The 19,167-nt window shown below is 37.8% G+C and carries 16 protein-coding genes; 11 read left to right on the top strand and 5 right to left on the bottom strand.

Translation table 11 applies throughout. From position 1 onward, the window contains the following. The first annotated feature begins 9 nt into the window (after positions 1 to 9). The 3 genes from FVA72_RS15825 to FVA72_RS15815 all read left to right on the top strand — a co-directional run bounded on the left by FVA72_RS15825 (position 10) and on the right by FVA72_RS15815 (position 4,594). Complete coding sequence (locus tag FVA72_RS15825) at positions 10 to 1,560, top strand: fructose PTS transporter subunit IIA (protein WP_110591348.1); 1,551 nt, start codon at positions 10 to 12, stop codon at positions 1,558 to 1,560. Between the two features lie 176 nt (positions 1,561 to 1,736). Further along, positions 1,737 to 2,444, top strand: coding sequence for an oligogalacturonate-specific porin KdgM family protein (locus tag FVA72_RS15820; RefSeq protein WP_110591349.1), 708 nt, complete (start codon positions 1,737 to 1,739; stop codon positions 2,442 to 2,444). A gap of 32 nt (positions 2,445 to 2,476) precedes the next feature. After that, complete coding sequence (locus FVA72_RS15815; protein WP_110591350.1) at positions 2,477 to 4,594, top strand: metallophosphoesterase family protein; 2,118 nt, start codon at positions 2,477 to 2,479, stop codon at positions 4,592 to 4,594. A gap of 120 nt (positions 4,595 to 4,714) precedes the next feature. Here the strand turns inward: FVA72_RS15815 and FVA72_RS15810 are convergent, their stop codons facing one another. The 3 genes from FVA72_RS15810 to modE all read right to left on the bottom strand — a co-directional run bounded on the left by FVA72_RS15810 (position 4,715) and on the right by modE (position 8,150). Continuing rightward, positions 4,715 to 5,542 (bottom strand): CPBP family intramembrane glutamic endopeptidase, encoded by an 828-nt coding sequence (locus FVA72_RS15810; protein ID WP_110591351.1) that lies wholly within the window; start codon positions 5,540 to 5,542, stop codon positions 4,715 to 4,717. Between the two features lie 203 nt (positions 5,543 to 5,745). Further along, the gene (gene modF / locus FVA72_RS15805; RefSeq protein ID WP_110591352.1) at positions 5,746 to 7,215 is read right to left on the bottom strand and encodes a molybdate ABC transporter ATP-binding protein ModF; all 1,470 of its coding nucleotides are present in this window, start codon (positions 7,213 to 7,215) and stop codon (positions 5,746 to 5,748) included. A gap of 146 nt (positions 7,216 to 7,361) precedes the next feature. Next, positions 7,362 to 8,150, bottom strand: a complete 789-nt coding sequence (modE, locus tag FVA72_RS15800) for a molybdenum-dependent transcriptional regulator (protein ID WP_096864109.1) — start codon at positions 8,148 to 8,150, stop codon at positions 7,362 to 7,364. Positions 8,151 to 8,368: 218 nt separating this feature from the next. Between modE and FVA72_RS15795 the strand changes: the two genes are divergently transcribed. Further along, positions 8,369 to 8,521 (top strand): AcrZ family multidrug efflux pump-associated protein, encoded by a 153-nt coding sequence (locus FVA72_RS15795; protein WP_004256731.1) that lies wholly within the window; start codon positions 8,369 to 8,371, stop codon positions 8,519 to 8,521. A gap of 84 nt (positions 8,522 to 8,605) precedes the next feature. On the opposite strand, the gene FVA72_RS15790 is transcribed toward FVA72_RS15795, so the two are convergent. Beyond that, a complete protein-coding gene (locus tag FVA72_RS15790) occupies positions 8,606 to 9,649 on the bottom strand; it encodes an ElaD/SseL family deubiquitinase (protein WP_110591353.1) in 1,044 nt (347 codons plus the stop codon). 276 nt (positions 9,650 to 9,925) lie between these two features. Here FVA72_RS15790 and modA point away from each other — a divergent pair, with 276 nt between their 5' ends. From modA to modC, 3 genes are read left to right on the top strand one after another with little or no spacing between them, the layout of a single operon-like run. Continuing rightward, positions 9,926 to 10,702 (top strand): molybdate ABC transporter substrate-binding protein, encoded by a 777-nt coding sequence (gene modA, locus FVA72_RS15785; RefSeq protein WP_096864111.1) that lies wholly within the window; start codon positions 9,926 to 9,928, stop codon positions 10,700 to 10,702. A gap of 25 nt (positions 10,703 to 10,727) precedes the next feature. After that, complete coding sequence (modB, locus tag FVA72_RS15780) at positions 10,728 to 11,417, top strand: molybdate ABC transporter permease subunit (RefSeq protein ID WP_094962413.1); 690 nt, start codon at positions 10,728 to 10,730, stop codon at positions 11,415 to 11,417. Between the two features lies 1 nt (position 11,418). Then, a complete protein-coding gene (gene modC, locus FVA72_RS15775) occupies positions 11,419 to 12,486 on the top strand; it encodes a molybdenum ABC transporter ATP-binding protein ModC (protein WP_110591354.1) in 1,068 nt (355 codons plus the stop codon). A gap of 118 nt (positions 12,487 to 12,604) precedes the next feature. On the opposite strand, the gene FVA72_RS15770 is transcribed toward modC, so the two are convergent. Next, a complete protein-coding gene (locus FVA72_RS15770) occupies positions 12,605 to 14,089 on the bottom strand; it encodes a mannitol dehydrogenase family protein (RefSeq protein WP_110591355.1) in 1,485 nt (494 codons plus the stop codon). A 467-nt stretch (positions 14,090 to 14,556) separates the two neighbouring features. On the opposite strand from FVA72_RS15770, the gene FVA72_RS15765 reads away from it, so the two are divergent. The 4 genes from FVA72_RS15765 to FVA72_RS15750 all read left to right on the top strand — a co-directional run bounded on the left by FVA72_RS15765 (position 14,557) and on the right by FVA72_RS15750 (position 19,139). Next, a complete protein-coding gene (locus FVA72_RS15765; RefSeq protein WP_004256715.1) occupies positions 14,557 to 15,894 on the top strand; it encodes an MFS transporter in 1,338 nt (445 codons plus the stop codon). 40 nt (positions 15,895 to 15,934) lie between these two features. Then, positions 15,935 to 16,678 (top strand): glucosamine-6-phosphate deaminase, encoded by a 744-nt coding sequence (locus FVA72_RS15760; RefSeq protein ID WP_004256714.1) that lies wholly within the window; start codon positions 15,935 to 15,937, stop codon positions 16,676 to 16,678. 24 nt (positions 16,679 to 16,702) lie between these two features. After that, entirely contained in the window at positions 16,703 to 17,734 is a 1,032-nt protein-coding gene (locus tag FVA72_RS15755) for an N-acetylglucosamine-6-phosphate deacetylase (RefSeq protein WP_096864114.1), read from the top strand. A 229-nt stretch (positions 17,735 to 17,963) separates the two neighbouring features. After that, positions 17,964 to 19,139, top strand: a complete 1,176-nt coding sequence (locus tag FVA72_RS15750; protein ID WP_004256696.1) for an ROK family protein — start codon at positions 17,964 to 17,966, stop codon at positions 19,137 to 19,139. The last annotated feature ends 28 nt before the right edge of the window (positions 19,140 to 19,167 follow it).

Raw genomic sequence — 19,167 nt, 5'->3', positions numbered from 1 at the left:
GGAAAAATTATGCAAATACTTCCATTTCGTTGTGAGTTACCTAATGGTATTCATGCAAGACCAGCGAGTGCAATTGAGCAAAAAACAGCTTGTTTTCAATCAGATATTTTACTTTTTAATAAAAGCAAACTACGCCAAGCCAATGCGAAAAGTGTGTTGGCTCTTGTTGGGGCAGATGTCGCTGTTGGTGATGAATGTTATTTTACAATCAGTGGAGATGATGAAAATCTGGCTTATGAAAAACTAAAGGTATTTATTGAACAAGAATTTATTCATTGTGATGGATTAATGCCCAAAAAAGATAAACCAGAGCAAGGAATGATCCCTATATATCTGAGTTGGACATCATCTCAAATTATTCAGGGTTATGGTGTTAGCCAAGGGATTGCAAAAGGTAGGGCTATCTATATGAAATCTTTTGATTTACAAAAGATTTCATTATTAGAGCCATCAAATTCACAATCAGAACAATGTGAAATACTAAAACGTGCGTTACAAAGTGCTCGTCAACAATTTAGTCTAGATATTCAGCAAGCTGATAAAACAGCGGTTGATATTTTAGAGGCACAAAGCCAATTATTGGATGATGAGGATATTGAAGCGTGCTTACTTGAACCAAGAGAGGCAAATAATGCGATTGCTGCGTTATCAATGGCAATTGAAGAGCTCAGCTTACCATTTCGAAGCAGTAGTAATGAATATTTACGCCAACGTGAGTTAGATATTAAGGATCTGGGATTGCGTATAGCAAGGCATCTTGGTATCGAATCTAAAATACAACTTCCTAAATTAACAGAAGATTCGATTATTATTTGCCAAGGATTACTGACACCAAGCGAATTATTGGCATTGAGAGGGGAGTATTTGCAAGGTATTGTGATGGCTTCAGGGGCAGAAACATCACATACCGCTATTTTAGCACAATCTTTCTCTCTTCCTTTAATATGTCTTTCATCTTCCATAATTGAATCAATTCAATCTGCTCATGTTTTATTATTAGATACGCAATACGATTTATTAATTATTGAGCCTGATACATATGCAGATAATTGGTTCAAGTTTGAAAAAGATAAACTATCTCGTTTGTCTATCTCTGCTAATACGCCAAAAAATGATTATTCAGTATTGGATCCGTCTTTAATTTTTCTTGATGAAAGAATGGAAAGTAAAGAGGAAATTATTAAACGATTAACTGATAATTTAGAAGTTAATCACCGAACTGACTCTGGATCACAAGTTGAACAAGCAATATGGCAAAGAGAAGAGATTTTTAGTACGGCATTAGGTTTCTCAATTGCAATACCGCACTGTAAATCACCTTTTGTTAAACACAGTAGTATTTCTGTATTACGTTTACCGAATGAGTTAGCGTGGGGAGATAATGTTAATGTTAAATTAGTAATTATGCTAACAATTAATTATTCAGATGAAAACCAGCATATGCGAATCTTTTCTGTTCTCGCACGTAAATTAATGCATGAGTCTTTTAGAAATGAAATGTTAAATGCTAAAAAATCAGAGGATATTGTTGAATTATTGAAGCTGGAATTAGAGTTATGAGATAAGAATATAAAAAATTAAAATCTTAATAAATTAATTTTCTTTTAAGTTATTTAAAAGGATGGGATGGTTTTTTTCTAAAAATATAAGGGGTATATCTATAAATAAAAGATAGATAATGAATCATTGTTTTAACGATTAAATAAAAAATAAATATTAATTATAGGAATCAGTTTATGAAAAACTTAACTCTAGGTATCTCTACATTATTATTTTGCACAGCAGCGAATGCGACATATATTGACTATCGTCATGAATGGTTAGGGGATGAACATCGCCATGAAGACCGTGTCAAAATTGGCCATAGCATGCAAAATGGAACTTATTTTAGCCTTGAAGGAAAATGGAGAAGTCGAGATGGTGGTTTTGGTGAAAACCTATCATCAAAAGGAAATGAGGTTGAAGTTGGTTATAAATATAAAGCCACAAAAGATTTTGTTTTAACACCTTCTTTTGCTCTAGATTCAGGAGATAAAGATACGGCTTATAAATTCAGTGTCAAAGCTGCCTATAATTTAACGGATGATTTTAATATTGGAACTCGTTTACGTTATGGCGTAAGGCATTATGATAACTCTAATAAGCCTAAAAAAGATAATCAGCATTATTGGCAGAGTAATTTTTATTTAGGTTATAAGCTGCAAGATTTTTCATTAAGTTATGACTTTGAATATAAATTTGATACTGATTATCCTGCATATAAAGGTAAAGAAAAGGATTATGCACATAATCTGAATGTGTCTTGGGTTGGTAATAAGACATGGGTTCCTTATGTTGAATTAGGGTATGTGTCCTATGATGATGGTTCATATGTCAAAAATGGACAAACTTACCGTGATGCATGGCAGTGGCGTTATCGCGTTGGCATTGCATATAACTTCTGATAGAAATAGTTAATTATCTAAAGGGAACAAATATGAACAATAAATTAAAATATAGTTTTGCCCTTGCATTAATGTCCATTGGAACTGTCGCAATGGCAAATGCCCCTACGGCTCAACCTTATAATTATCGCGTCGCGTTTATGCCAGATATCCATTTTCATGATGTATATGGGCAGTTTGCTGATAATGCATTTGAAGGATTAAAAAATAGTAAAAGTGGTCAAAATGCCGTTATTCGTTCTATGTATGCGCAATTAACATCTACGCGTTTATTTAATGAAAACTATTTTGCTCTACGTGCTGCACTTGATGATGCAGGTAAGAAAGGTATTAAACTTATTGCATTACCTGGTGATTTTACTGATGACGGCCAACCTATTCACTTACGTGGGTTAGTAAAAGTATTGCAAGAGTACGAGCAAAAATATGGTATGCGTTTCTTTGCTACACCAGGGAATCATGATCCGAACCGTCCATTTGATATGCCAGCAGGAAAAGAAGATTTTCTTGGAACTGATGGTAAAACGCAGCGTATCTTTAGTTTAGGGGCAAGTGAGTGTACGGGATATAAAGGAAAGACTGCCGTTATAGAAACGGGAGCTGAGCTGCCAACAATTTGCTCTGAACAGATGGTATATAGTGGTTATGGTCGAGTGATGGATGCAATGAAATCATTTGGTATTAATCCGTTACCAGAAGATATTTATTGGGAAACACCATACTCAAACTATGGTTCTCAAGGTTACAACTATGAAGCAGCCTTAAAAGCCAGTGATTTTAACCAAAGGCAGTATGAAATTTGTACTCAAGGAACAGGCGGTAAATATAAACAAGAGGGATATGGGCCTTGTTTTAATGTTGCAGACAGCAGTTACCTTGTTGAGCCTATTCCTGGTTTGTGGTTAATGGCCGTTGATGCCAATGTCTATGTTCCTTCTGAAAAAGCAGATATTAATCACCCTAAAGCAGCTAAAAACTTTGCAGGGTCGGGGAATGCGGGTTACAACAAAATGTTGACACACAAACAACAGACTGTTGAGTGGATGGCAGATGTTGCAAAGCGCGCGAAAGAGCAAAATAAAACATTAATCACGTTTAGCCATTTCCCGATGGTTGAATTTGATAATGGTGCAGCAGATGACCTTGAAACCATTTTTGGCAAAGGTAAATTTCAGTTAGAAAGGGCACCAAAAGAAGACACTAGCCATGCAATGGCAAAAACAGGTATCGGTGTTCATGTTGGCGGTCATATGCATTTTAATGATACAGGTGTACGTAAGTATTCGGATGGCAGCTTACTTTTTAATATTCAAGCTCCTTCAATGGCTGCATATGTTCCTGCTTATAAAATATTGAATTTTAGAAATGCGAATGAAATTGATGTACAAACCATTGTAATAGAAGATGTTCCTCGGTTTGATGAGTTATTTGAGCACTATCAGCAAGAGTGGGAACACCTCAAAAATACTAATTCGTCGCATCTTTGGAATAAAGATATCTTAAGCGCAAATAATTATTATGACTTCACTAACTGGCATATTACTGAACTGACACGTTTACGTTTTATTCCTGAGGAATGGCCATGTGAAATTCGTCAAATGTTATTTAGTTTGAATGGCGAAGAGATGCTTATTTTAAGCCAGTTAGATACTAAGAAAGCTTATAATGAAGTATTAACGGCACCATTGAGTCAAAATCATGAAATTTGCGCTAAAGACCCGGGAACTGTCAATGTCACCGAAATCTACTTGAATAAAGACTCCGATGCATGGAAAAAAGCCAGTGATAAAGCTGCTACTCTTGCTAAAAATACAGGGTATCAGTTAAATGATTTTGCAAAATGGAATGGTTTTGACCTTGCTGTGGATTTTTATCGTTTACGTAATGCAGACGAGCTTGCGTTGCAAGATATACCTGTAGAAAGATTAAACCAATATCGATTTCTCACAGGAACCTTGTTATCGTCATTACCAAATGAGACTGATAAAATTAACGCGGATAGTTCATTTGAGAATATTTTTAAATTACGCTTTGGCAGTATTTTCACTGTAATTGATAAATATCTACAAGGAAATCCAAGTCGAGATTTTTATCTTAATATTGAGTCTGGGGAAATTAAGCCAATGAATGTTAATCAAACTAGTCATTAGATTAACGATAGATAACATGGCTATAATAATGAAAAATCACTAACATTATTCGTGTTAGTGATTTTTTACGGTGAAGATCATCCAATTTTTGAGTGATTATGAATTTTTAATTAGTTAACACTAATTAGAAACCAACTTAATTGGATAAGTAAAAAATAACAGATGTCCCAAATTTAACCCGAAGTGAATCGATACAGCCAGCCATAATTTACCACTCCACATCCAAGCTAGGCCATAAATCAAACCCGCTAACGTAGCAAAGAGAATTAACAGTGGTCCACCTGCAAAATGCACAGCGCCAAATAACAGTGAGGTAATCACTAGTGCGAGGTAAGGAGACCTCAACCAAAGGGTTAGACGTTGCTGTAAATAACCACGAAATAGCGCTTCTTCAGCTAATGAAACAAAAAATAGGTTACAGAGCACAAAAGCAGGTAACCAACTAGGAAAATGCCATTCAAAGGCTAATCCGCCAGCAGCAGTTGCGACCAGCAATAAAAGTGGCATAGAAATAACCAGCAGTGCCCATTGAATTTTAGTTGCATGCTTGGCTGGCCGACAGACAAATAACGTTGGTAAGCAGGCGAGTAAAATAAAGGGGACGAGTGCCTTATCAAAATTAAAATACATTGTGAAAGGGGCGCTATGTTCCCCTACGGTAACTTTATCGAGATATTTCAGGTTATTAAACCCAGGGAATAAGTGAATAAATAACCCAATCGTACAGATTAGTAAGATGATTTCACTAATAATTTTGGTGGATAGATAGTGTTGGAAACGCAAACGAATAATGGCAATTATTGTAATACAAACCAATAGTAGAACCGCTTGCCAATCAATAACGTGTGTAAGTGCTGCGGTAATAATTGTGCAAGCGAGTAAAAAAAGAGCAATTAAACGGTGTGTTGCAAGTACTGCAAGTGAAGAGGCTAACATTAACCAAGCCATAAAAAATATCCATTATGATGTCTAAATTATTAGAATAGGCGCAGTGTAATGATTTTATGTGAATTTTTTAATTTAAAATAACCTAAAAAATATAAATAAAATAAAATCAAAGAGTTATTTGTGTATAACTTAGTTACCATCTATTAAACATTAGATTAATTTGCCAACAGTTTCATCGTGTCTATTGGCAAATAAGTCAAAAATTAAAGTTTTTCAATATCGTAACGGTATTTCCCATTATCAGGGACAAAAGTGAGCCGATGTGTAATACAAGCAGGGGCGTCTTCTTGATGATGGCTGACGAATAAGAGTTGTGTGTTACCTTGTCTTAGCATTACATCAATAAACCGCAGAACTAACAACCTGTTAAGGCCATCAAGCCCTTGCAATGGCTCATCTAGAATAAGCATAGCAGGGTGTTTAACTAGTGCTCGAGCTATCAAGACTAAGCGCTGCTGCCCCCACGAAAGACTGTGGAAAGGTTGTTGAGCTGTTTGCGTCGAAAAACCTAACAGAGCTAGCCATTCATACGCTAATTGTATTTGACGATCAGAGGGGGTTTGGTACAAGCCAATAGAATCATGAAAACCGGAAATAATGACATTGAGTACACAGGTTGCGACACGGTATTCTTGGTGAATGCTATTGCTGACGTAACCAATATGGCGCTTAATATCCCATATGGTTTCTCCTGACCCACGACGGTGACCAAATAAGGTTAAGTCATTACTATACCCTTGAGGGTGATCTCCTGTAATCAAGCTCAATAAGGTGGATTTTCCAGCGCCATTTTCACCGATAATTTGCCAGTGTTCGTTTGGGTTTACCTGCCAATTTAAACCGTGCAAGATCGGTTTGTCATTGTAGCTAACAGTTCCATTTTTCAAAATAATACGAGGTGTCGTGTCATCCAGTTTTTCATCTGCGGTTGGAGCCTCAGTTTCAGGGATAGAAAGCTGTTTAATTTTCTCACTATGCTGTAATTGCGTTATTAGCGTGTTAGCAAGTACTGACTCCCTATTTCCCACCATTGCTAGTTTGCAATCAGCGACAACACCTATGTTTTCAATAAAATCAGGGAGTTCATCAAAGCGGTTCAACACTAACACTAAAGTTAAGCCTTTTTCAGACAAACTTGATAGTAGTTCGCTGAGCTGACTTCTTGAATAAACATCTAGGCCATCAAATGGCTCATCAAGGATCAGTAAGTCAGGATTACCCATCAATGTTTGGCATAACAGTACTTTGCGAGTTTCACCCGTAGAAAGGTACTTAAACCGACGAGACAACAAGTCACTGATACCGAAGCGAGCGGCAAGCTCAAGGCAGTATTCATTGTCCTTATGGTTAAATTGAATGATTTCAGCTGCTGTATATCCCGTGTCATCTTCATCATCACTGAGCATATCTGTATTATTGCGCTGCCACTCTTCATTAATGATTTTTTGTAATTGTTCAAATGATAGACGAACAGGAGAGGTGAATGTATTTTTTACGACACCAGAAAGAGGAGGGAGCTCATTGGAAAGTACTCGAGCAAGTGATGATTTACCACTACCATTGGCACCAATAAAAGCCCAATTTTCCCCTTTTTCGATGTTAAGTTGCTGAATGTCTAAAGTCTGAATTTCGCTGAGCTTAAAGTTGCCATGTTGTATTGTTATTGTGCTCATCAAGCTTCCTTATCATGATTATTTACCTTGTCATCTATCACAAATAATCAGGATTGAAGCTAAAGTCAACAACAGAACGATATGATAAGGAAAAAAGGTGAATGCTTACTTACTTTTATTGTAAGTAAGCAGGGCAAACTAGCAAATTAGCAAAGTGTGGCAACAATCACTTGGTCCGCATTGAATAATGCCATAACGCTATTATTCACTTTCAAAGATTGGGCATCGATTTCGCTATTTGGCATAGTTGAACATAAAGTTTCACCGCCTGTGAGTGTCACAATCACTTCACTGTTCTCATCACCCCGCTCTAAAGTGGTAATTTTGCCTTCAAGGCGGTTATCAAAGCCTGTTGGGTTAGGTTGTTTAGTAATTTTGACCCAAGGTGCTTTAATCAATGCAAGCACTTCTTTCCCTTCCGTTAACCCTAAACGGTTAGCGCTTTGCTCTGTCAATGCGGCGTTGATCACCGTTCTGTTGTCTGCTAAACGAATTTGTACATGTTGCTGAACTTGCATGTGGTCGCGTGCAATTAACGTCCCAAAAAATTGGTTACGGGCACTGGTTTGCAGTGAAAAACGCGAAATAGCTGCTAATAAGCTGTCTAAAGGGAGATTATCTTCTTTGAGTACATCAAAGGCTTTTTGCTGAATTTGTGCTAGTAAATCATATAGTTGAAGTAATCGCTCACCATAGTGAGTCAGTGTTGTGCCGCCACCGCCTTTACCACCTGTCGCCCTATCAACAAGGATATCATCAGTGAGTTGATTCATTTCATTGATGGCATCCCAAGCACTTTTATAGCTGATCCCTGCGAGTTTAGCGCCTTGGCTGATTGACCCTGTCGCTTTAATTTGTTTTAGTAGCGCGATACGGCGAGGATCAGCAAATAAACTGCCCTGTAGTTTCAGTGTGAGTAAAATTTCGGCCTGCATAAATTTCTCCCTTCCGGCGTGGCTGGTGATGACAGACGTAAAAAGCACGTTTAGTATGTCGTTAGTATAATATTTTGTCTAAAATAGTCTCCATTATAACGTAATTGTGCGTTATTATTTTGATTTGATTTATACTCAATATACTGAGAGTCAAGTTTTCCCTCGTCAGCGTATCTTGTAGGCTGGTGGGTACAGTATCACTGAAGAGGCTTTTTCCTATGTTAGAACTAATTAAAAGTTTGGGTTTTGCCCTGATGATGGTTCCAGTTGTTATGTTTTTGATCATGGGTTTGATCTACGGTTTGGGCGCGTTCTTTAACTTACTGTCTAAAGCACACGTACCTCATCATCATAATACTGAAAACAAGTAATTTTTAACAAAATTTCTTGTCTGACTGATTATAGACCCCCTGATTGTAAATGCAGTCAGGGGGTTTTTCATATAGCAGTGGGCATTATAATGATGGATATTGGCTATCATGGTAATTTGAATATAGCTGTCTGCGGTTTTGAATATTAAACTCTTTTTGTTCAGCCATCGTCTTTTTTATAAAACTTTCTTGAAATTCTTTTAATGTATCATAAGGATCTTGCTGAGTATTTTCAGTGAGTTGCTTAATAGCTTCAACAACGAATAATCCACATCCGTTAGGGACTTGTTGTTGGATATTCCCTTCAATATAGGTTATATCTTTTTCTATGATACCTGCCTTTTCTGCGGCTTTTGCTATTTCATTAGTAATTTCAGGGCTGACATTTTGGTATGAATTAAAGACGACACATTTCATATCTTGCTTATGTTCCGGCTGATAGAACACAGCTAAGACCCAATGGTTATCATTGATATTGATAGGAAATAACTCACATTTATCTAATGTTTTATTATTTAAAATTTTTTGTTCAATTACATCGGCTAATAAGTTGTAGCCATTTTGCATGAGTCCTATTGAGCAATTGATGGTCATGTTTGATGGCAAAGTTGGGTTATTTTTATTGCTTGAATCAATCTCATCACTTGTTGTCATCCTGTTATTATCCCAAAGAGTAGATTCCTCGGGTTCATTTTTCATCAATAGTTTAGTTAAACTAATTTTATCAATAACTTTTTCTATTGCAGATCCGACAATATAAAGGAGCTTAGAAGGGGTCGTTAGTTTCGAATCTTTTAGGTGTTTTTTGATTTTTGTATTAAGGTGTAATTGATATAATTTTTTGCTAGTTTCTTGTATTTCTTTATCTATACCTTTCTTTGCAGGCAGCTTTCCACTAAATAAATCAAATAGGATATTTTCTGCTTTTCTTCCTTCGTTGTCTTGCCGTAGAGCGATATTGTGTAATAAATCGATACTCTCTAAGCTCCCATTACCCGCTGATTCTGCTAAAGAAGCTAAAGCTTCAGGGGAAATATTTTTTTCAAATAACCCATTAAATTGCTCAATGGTTAATCCACTCATATAGTGAGCTTGGGTTGGAGAAAGCGCTGTCGGTTGAATAGCCATATTATCTCCTCTGTTTTTATCTATCTGCAAAAGTTGGATAAAATATTCAATTGTGTACGATTTGTGCCGATAAAGTTACAAAGGATATAAATTGTTCTCTATATAAAAACGATTTTACGGCTGAGGAATTTTTCATCGTTCGTGGGATTTTAGAGAAAACATGCAACAAAATTGCATCATTTCTTGCGCCAGCACACTTTTATTACGAGTTTGACTTTAAGTTATCGCTGTGTCCTGTTATATATAACGTGTCGATTAATACTAGGGTAGATAAAAATGAAAAAAGGTTTGGTATCACTTCTCGCTGGCGCAACATTGACGTTAACGATGGCTAGCAATAGCTTTGCAGCTGATAAAATTACGGTTTTTGCAGCGGCTTCTCTAACTAATGCACTGAATGAAATTTCTGAGCAATATAAGAAAGACACTAAAGTAGAGGTTGTTGCATCCTATGCGTCTTCTTCAACGCTGGCTCGTCAAATTGAGCAAGGTGCCCCCGCTAATTTATTCATTTCGGCTGACCAGCAATGGATGGATTATGCTATCGATAAAAAATTGATGGTAGAAGATACACGCTATACATTATTAGGTAATGAATTGGTGTTAATTGCACCGAAAGATGCCAAAATTGATAAAGTTGAAATTAATAAACAAACTGATTGGAAAAAACTGTTAGATGGTGGTCGTTTAGCCGTTGGTGACCCTGACCATGTCCCTGTTGGTATTTATGCCAAAGAAGCATTAAGCAACTTAGGTGCATGGGAAACAGTTGACCCGCTGTTAGCACGTACAAATAACGTGCGTAGTGGTATGGCATTGGTTGAGCGCCAAGAAGCGCCTTTAGGTATTGTATATGGCTCTGATGCTGTCGCTAGCCAAAAAGTCAAAGTGGTAGGTGTCTTCCCTGCTGATACCCATAAACCTGTTGAATATCCAATGGCAATTGTTAAAGATCAAGATAACAAAGCAACCCGTGATTATTATGAATACTTGAAAACCCCAGCGGCTTCAGAAGTATTCAAACGTTATGGTTTTGAACCTCGTACTAAATAAATGTTAAGAGAGTATTTTTTTGCAGATGTTAAGTCCTTATGAATGGGAAGCGATTTATCTAAGTCTAAAAGTATCCAGTGTGGCTGTAATTTTCAGTTTGCCATTGGGTATTTTAATGGCATGGGTATTGGTTCGCTGTAATTTTCCTGGAAAAACACTGCTCGATAGTATTATTCATCTACCACTGGTATTGCCGCCAGTGGTAGTGGGGTATTTATTATTGATCAGTATGGGTAAACGCGGTTTTATCGGTGAATGGCTATATAACTGGTTTGGATTTAGTTTTACCTTTAGTTGGCGGGGGGCTGCGCTTGCGTCTGCCGTGGTTGCGTTTCCACTGATGGTACGTGCGATCCGTTTAGCGCTTGAAGCGGTTGACCAAAAATTGGAATTAGCCGCGAGGACATTAGGCGCAACACCGTTACGTGTCTTTTTCACAATCACCATTCCGCTTTCTCTTCCCGGTATTATTGTCGGAACAGTATTAGCATTTGCACGTTCACTTGGTGAATTTGGCGCCACAATTACTTTTGTTTCGAATATACCAGGTGAAACACAAACCATCCCATTAGCGATGTACACCTTAATTGAAACGCCAGGGGCTGAGGTAGACGCTGCACGTTTATGTGTGATTGCGATTATTTTAGCCTTGATTTCATTACTGATTTCAGAGTGGCTCACCCGTTGGGGTAAAAAGCGTTTGGGGGTGGCTTAGCATGTTAGAACTCGACTTTTTTCAAAAACTAGGGGACTTACGGCTTGAAGTCACAACGCAATTGCCAACGGAAAGTATTACTGCCGTTTTTGGGCTTTCAGGCGCTGGTAAAACCTCGCTTATCAATGTGATAGGTGGGTTAACTAAACCTAATACAGGGCGTGTTGTATTAAATGGCCGTACATTGGTGGATATGGAAAAAGGTATTTGCTTACCACCTGAACAACGCCATATCGGTTATGTATTTCAAGATGCACGGCTATTTCCCCATTATCGGGTGAAAAGCAATTTGCGTTATGGCATGTCACCCGTAATGAAAGACCGCTTCGATGATATTGTTGAATTGTTAGGGATTGAAAAATTACTCAATCGCTATCCGATAACCCTTTCTGGTGGTGAAAAACAACGAGTCGCCATTGGCCGCGCATTACTTACAGCCCCTGAAATTCTCCTAATGGATGAGCCGTTAGCCTCTTTGGATTTACCTCGAAAGCGTGAATTGCTGCCGTATTTAGAAAAGCTTTCTCAAGACGTGAAAATTCCCATTTTATATGTCAGCCATAGTTTGGATGAAATATTGCGTCTGGCTGACAAAGTGATTGTCATGGCGCAGGGAAAAGTTAAAGCATTTGGCGCTTTGGAAGATGTTTGGGCAAGCAGTGCTTTACGCCCTTGGTTACAGCAAGAAACGTTAAGCAGTGTGGTAAGTGCAACTGTGCATAGCCAACACTCTGATTATGAAATGACAGCGGTGATTGTTGGTAGCCAAAAACTGTGGATCCCTCGAGTTGAAGCCCAACAAGGTGTTGATGTGCGTATACGTATTGACGCTGCAGATGTTTCTTTGGTACTCGAAAAACCACAAGTGAGCAGTATTCGTAATATTTTAGCCGCAGAAGTGGTTGAATGGATTGAAGATGGCGAGCAAGTAGATGTGAAGCTAGATTTAGGCGAAGAACATTATTTATGGGCGCGGATCACTCGCTGGGCAAGGGATGAGCTTTCTATTCGCAAAGGGCGTAAAGTTTATGCGCAAGTGAAGTCGGTGTCACTTTCCCGCCATTTATAGCAAGGACATATTTTTCTCTTCTATCCAAAAAGTAATCAATAAGAGATATCGCAGCTTACGTATAAAATACGATATCTCCTTTCATAGATTAATTTTTATGTATAAATAAAGTTAATCTCTACTTTACTGTTTGCTGTAGATAGTGCTTAACTGTTTCACGAGCGCCAACAGAGATTAGCTGCTGATAGGCTGTTTTTACATTTTTGACGATATCTTGATTTTGAGAAAACTCAAGTGGAAAGATAGCGTTAATCGCTAAAAGCCTATCAACAGCTTCCAAACCAACCCCACATAGGTGATAGATTTCAGCAAATTTATGTTGTAAAGGATCCTTAATATCTATTGCATTACCTTGCTCATCTTGTCCACTGACATATTTCATCCAGGCAGCAACTCCGAGAGCGAGAAATGCATAGTCTGAGCCGTGCTTTTGATGCCACATTATTGAGTCTAGTAAGCGTTGAGGTAATTTTTGGCTCCCATCAGCCGCAATTTGTGCAGTTTTATGTTTGATTGTCTTGTTAGAAAAACGCTTTATTAAAGTTTGTGTATATTGTAATAGGGTTGTATTGTCAGGGATGAAAAGTGTAGGTGCTTGTTCGTTTATTATTAAGCTGTACGCCGCTCTACTGTAATCAGAGTTTTGCATAGCATCGGAAATAAATTCATAGCCACCTAAGTAACCTAGATAAGCAAGAAAAGAGTGGCTTCCGTTTAGCATACGTAATTTCATCATTTCATAGGGTGTGACATCAGGCACAAATTGAGCACCGACATGCTGCCAGTCTGGTCTACCATTCACAAAATTATCTTCAATAACCCACTGGCGAAATGATTCACAAATGATGGCACATGGGTCATCTCTGCCAATTAATTGTTTAATTTCTGCATATGATTCTTGAGTCATGGCTGGGACAATTCGATCAACCATTGTACTTGGGAATGAAATGTGTTGATCAATCCATTGCGCTAGTTGTTTATCTTGTTGAGCGGCTAAACCAACAATAGCACGCCGTGCGGCCTCACCGTTTTTACGAATATTATCACAAGAAAGAATGGTAATAGGGGGTTGTTGTCGTTGAAAACGTAAACGAAGTGACGCGACGATATAACCTAAAACCGATCGTGGTTTTGTTGGGTGTGCGATGTCATGTTGTATGTTGGGGTGTGACAAATTCAACAGGTCTGTTGCAGGAGAAAGGCAATAGCCTTTTTCTGTGACCGTTAATGAAATAATTGCTGTATCAGGGGAAGCCATCTTTTCTACCACAGCATCTATGCCATCAATGCGTGGATGCATTGCTTCTTTTATCACCTTAATCGTTCTAACGGTCGATTTTTCTTCGTCTTTTTCAAGTAAAGTGTAATGGCCGTTATATTTATTTAATTGATTAATTAACACAGCTCCGCTATCGGACATCAAATTAATTTCACAATATCCCCAATTAGAGAGAAATTGTTCAAATAATAAGTGAGTGTAAAGAGCTTGATGAGCTCGATGAAATGCACCACAACCAAGGTGAACGATACGGGGAACGAGCAATGGTTTAACTTCTTGAACGGGCTGGAAAGTTTGATTATTTAAGTGAGGGGTATGTAGCATAACTCGATCCTTATAATAGAAGCAATCAATGTAGAGTAAAGACATTTCAATATGGCAAATTAAATATTAAAAAACAAACATGTTTTTAAATTAATTGGCGGTTATAGAGAGATTATTTATAATCAAATATCTTTTATATTATAAATATATTTTTAATTGAGCAGGGGTTATTTTAATGGTTACAATGTCTTTTTTGTTATATCTATTTGATTTTTCTTATAATATTAATTGTTTGTTTGTGTTTTTAATAAAAAATTAAAATAAAATTAAAATAAATTATTTTAAATAAAAGTATATGTTTTCTCATTGAAATATGATTTCGATCTCATTTCTAAATAATTTAAGAACGATCATGTTCTAAATTCAGTTTAATAGTGCTAATTTCAATAGTGCGCGCTTTTTGTCCGTTTTGTTTGAACAAAACATACCTCAAATAATGTATTCCTAAAATAAATGTAGGGGGCAGTATGAGTGACACTATTTCAGAACAATTAGCTACCGATACTGCAGCTGATAAGCCAGCTGCAGATAAAAAAACGATTAGAAAAGTGATGATGGCTAGCGTGTCAGGAACGGTCATAGAGTGGTACGACTATTCATTGTATGGTGCAGCAGCAGGGCTAGTGATCAATAAACTTTACTTTCCGAATCTATCACCCACAATTGCAACATTAGCAGCGTTTCTTACCTTTGCTGTAGGCTTTATTTCACGTCCTTTAGGGGGGGTAATAATAGCTCATATAGGAGATAGATACGGGCGCAAACCAGCTCTTATTTTTGCCATTGTTTTAATGGGGATCGCAACACTCGCTCTTGGATTACTTCCGACTTATTACCACATTGGCATTTGGGCCACGATTGCATTAGTTGTAATCAGATTAATGCAAGGTTTTGGTTCAGGCGCTGAGCTAGCAGGTGCCCAAACTTTTGTTGCGGAATATGTCCCTATGAAGCAGCGGGGGTTTTATACCTCGTTAATTAATGCATCTACAGGGATCGCCATTCTATTGTCGACTGCCGCTTTTTTTGCTGTATCACAACTCCCTGATGATGCCTTTATGAGCTGGGGTTGGCGTGTTCCTTTCTTGCTATCTATCGTTTTATTTATTGTCGCTATTTATATTCGCAAGCAATTGGATGAAACCCCTGAATATGTTAAATCAGTCGAAAAAGCAGAGAAAGATAAAAAAGAGCAAAAAATTCCGATTAAAGAATTATTTATTCATAGTCGAAAAAATTTACTCTGTGGTTTTTTTAGTTTGGCGGGGCATCAAGCAAATGGTTATGTACTTAGTGTATTCAGTATTAGCTACCTCACTAATACGTTAGGAATGGAAAAATCTGATGGATTGATGGCATTAATGGTCGCTGTACTTGTTAATACAGTCATGACGCCTGTCATGGGGAAATTAACTGATAAATATGGCACAACTACAATCTTCTCATTCGGCGCTATTTTCTTAGGGGCTTTTGCATTCCCATTATTTTGGTTCCTTGGCAGTGGTAGTTTAGTACTGGCAACACTGGGTATGTGTATTGCTTATGGTATTGGCCATGGCGCGACATCAGGAGCTCAAGGCGCATTCTTAGCTAATCTATTCCCAACACAATATCGTTATTCAGGTATTGCACTTTCTCGTGAACTAAACAGTGTTATTTTTGCAGGCTCAACCCCAGTTATTGCAGCTGCTTTAGTTTCTGTTGGTGATGGAAAACCGACTTATGTTGTTTACTACTTGATTTTCTGCTGTGTGCTGACATTAATCGCCGTGCAAATGGCCAGAAAATTAAAACAACACCAATAAGATACAGATTAAATTTTTACTTATTTAGTATGAGGTTCATATGGATATTATTGTTTCTGAAGATAAACAAATGTTAGGTAAAAAGGCCAGCCAAGCGGGAGCACTTGCGATTAAACAGGCGCTTAGTAAAAAAGCAGATGTTGCCATTATCGTCGCAACAGGAGCTAGCCAATTTGAAATGCTGGAAAATTTAATTAATGAAGATATTGATTGGTCTCGCATTACTATTTTTCATTTAGACGAGTATATTGGCCTGAATGAAGGACATCCGGCTAGTTTTCGCCGTTACTTACAAGAACGACTTGTCAATAAATTGCCATCACTGAAGCAATTTATTGGGGTAAATGGTTCCGCTGAGAATATAGAAAAAGAAATTCAGAGGCTAAATCATATTATTCGCCAGTATGACATTGATGTCTGTTTTGCAGGAATAGGAGAAAATGCACACTTAGCGTTTAATGACCCACCTGCAGACTTTAACGTGAGCTCGCCTTATCTTGTGGTTAACCTTGATGAAGCATGTAGAAAACAGCAATTGGGCGAAAAGTGGTTTGCCCATTTGAATGAAGTACCTAAGCAAGCTATTTCTATGAGTATTTCGCATATTTTAAGTTCAAAAACTTTAATACTTAGCGTACCTGACTTACGTAAATCTATTGCAGTAAAAAATACAATAGAAGGTGAAATAACCAACCAAGTTCCTGCGTCAATTATTCAACAACATCAAGATTGCCGAATATTCTTGGATAAAGATTCTGCTTCCTTGTTAACAGGGCGCTATTAAGGAAAAGTATTGAGGGATCAAACGATGAAGGTAACCAGTGGACTATTTGATATTCAGGTAAATGGTTTTGCAGGTATTGATTTTAATGATGAAAATATTACTGCAGAAGCATTAGATTATGCACTAGATAAAATGTTAAAAACAGGAGTAACATTTTGTTTACCAACGTTAATTACAGCATCGGAGTCTTCTCTTATAGAGCGTTTTCGGGCATTAGATAAGGCCGTATCGAAAAGCCATCTTGGTAAACTTATGGTTCCTGGTTACCATTTGGAGGGGCCATTTATTAATCCAGAAGTGGGGTATGCGGGATGTCATCCTCCCTGCGATATTATTAAACCAGATATTAATTTGGTTGCTAGTTTAGAAAGAAAGGTTAGCAAGCCGATACTGCTAGTGACTTATGCTCCAGAGTTTGACCGGCAATTTCAATTTGTAAAACAGTTAGTTGCCATGGGGAAGTGTGTGGCGGTAGGGCACTCTAATATCAATTTTAGCCAAATGGAGGAAGCGGCCAAAGAGGGTGTTTGCATGAGTACACACTTAGGAAATGGTATTCCTCAATATTTACATAAATTGGAAAATACGCTTCAAGCTCAATTAAGTTGCGATGCTATTGGTGCCAGTTTTATTGCTGATGGAATACATATTCCATTTCCCGCATTAAAAAATTTATTACGAACTAAGACGGTCGCTAGGTCAATTTTAGTGACAGACGCTGTCAGCGCTGCAGGTTGTAATAAAGCAGGGAATTACCAATTTGCAGCTATGTCAATTGAACGTACTGATGATGGCACCGTGCGGGTTCCCGGGGAAGCTAATTTAGCGGGGTCTAGCCTGACATTAGACCAAGCGGTACGTAATATAGTGAACAATAAGATAGCAAGCTTTGATGAAGCTATTATGATGGCGACCACTAATCCACGCCATTATTTACAGCCCGCATTGATGAGGTGTGGAATAACCCCTCCAGTATCAGCAATTACCTGGGATGACCAACTAAATATTGTAAAGAGCACTATCAATCGTGAAGTTGTGCGTGAATATACATTTTAATTACTTTAGCGTATTGTTTTAACCAGCAAAAGCCAGGCTGCCTTACCGCGTTCTGGCTTTTTTCTTTTATTAATAAGGATTGATTGACGATAGACCCTTGAGGCATACTTTATCGATAGTTATTTACCATTTTTCTGACTTGAGAAGGGGTAAGCTGTAGGTAGGTTGCCTATTCCTATTTGATGAATGGTGCAGGGACCTAGATTAAACGGCTTTATATCGAATTATTATGATATTAAAAACAACGACTGGCTTTTTATCACATTTACCGATCACTCAGTCTATTACAAATGATAAGGAACGTATTTTTTTTGCCATTTTAAATGGCCAAATCACGACACGTCGTGAAGCAGTAAAATTTCTGAATATCCGCTCAACTACCGTATCAGAACATGTTACTGAGCTTTTAGATAACCGTTTATTGACCGAAACAATCAGCCAACATTCAGGGCGAGGTCGGCCATCAATGATACTGGTAGTGAATCCTAATCGTTTAGTAACATTAGTTTTCCAAGTCATTAGTTTGTCATTACATGTTTTTGCTATCAATTTAGTTTCTAATGTCATTGCGCATGAGCAGCTTGAAGCATCACCTGAGTGTGATAGCCAAGCATTAGCCAGCAAAATTAGCCAACTTCACAAAAATATTCTGCAAAAAATACCGAGAACAGCGGAAGTTTCGGGGTGTGTCTTCTCTTTAGGGGGGTTATTTGATCGCAAAACTTATCATTGGATACATGCATCTCGTTGGCCTAGAATGAATAATTTAGATATCAAAAGTTTATTTCCCCCTGAGTATCGTGTTGTTTTATCAAGAACTTTGGACGACGAGTTAATGCTACATGTACTTGAGCGTCGCAAAAGTACGTTATTACTGCATTGGGGGTACGGTGTCGGGGTTGCCTTTAGTACCGCAGATAATTACATCAATATAGGTGGACATGCTTTTGGTGAAATAGGGCATTGGCATATCCCAGGGCAAAATAAGCCGTGTCAGTGTGGGCAAGTTGGGTGCTTAGAAACGGTTACTGCATTATGGGCAATTGGTTCAGATGTGCTTGCTGGTAAATTTAAAGCCCATGATGATGAAGAAAATGTGGCAGAAATTTTGGCTACTCATGATCTAGTGAATAATGCAACGATGCAGCAAGCTGTTTCTCATATGGCAAATGCAGCATCAAATATTTGTCGTGTATTTTTCCCTTCACGTTTAATTGTGTCGGGGCCTTTTGTGAAAAACCCGCAAATTTGGGCTGCGTTTTGTGAGAGCTTCCAACAGCAAAATCGTTTTTTTGGCCAATCATTACCGGAACTCTCAATGAGTCAGATGAGCCGAAACTCACGAATTTATGGCGCGGCCTTACCTGTATTAGAGCAAGCGTTAATCGAATTACTTACCCAATAAGTTGTATTGATTCATCAATTATGTAGAG

It is taken from the genome of Providencia sp. PROV061 (assembly GCF_011045655.1).
GTDB classification, from domain to species: domain Bacteria; phylum Pseudomonadota; class Gammaproteobacteria; order Enterobacterales; family Enterobacteriaceae; genus Providencia; species Providencia hangzhouensis.
This window is presented reverse-complemented; position numbering and strand designations above follow the sequence as displayed.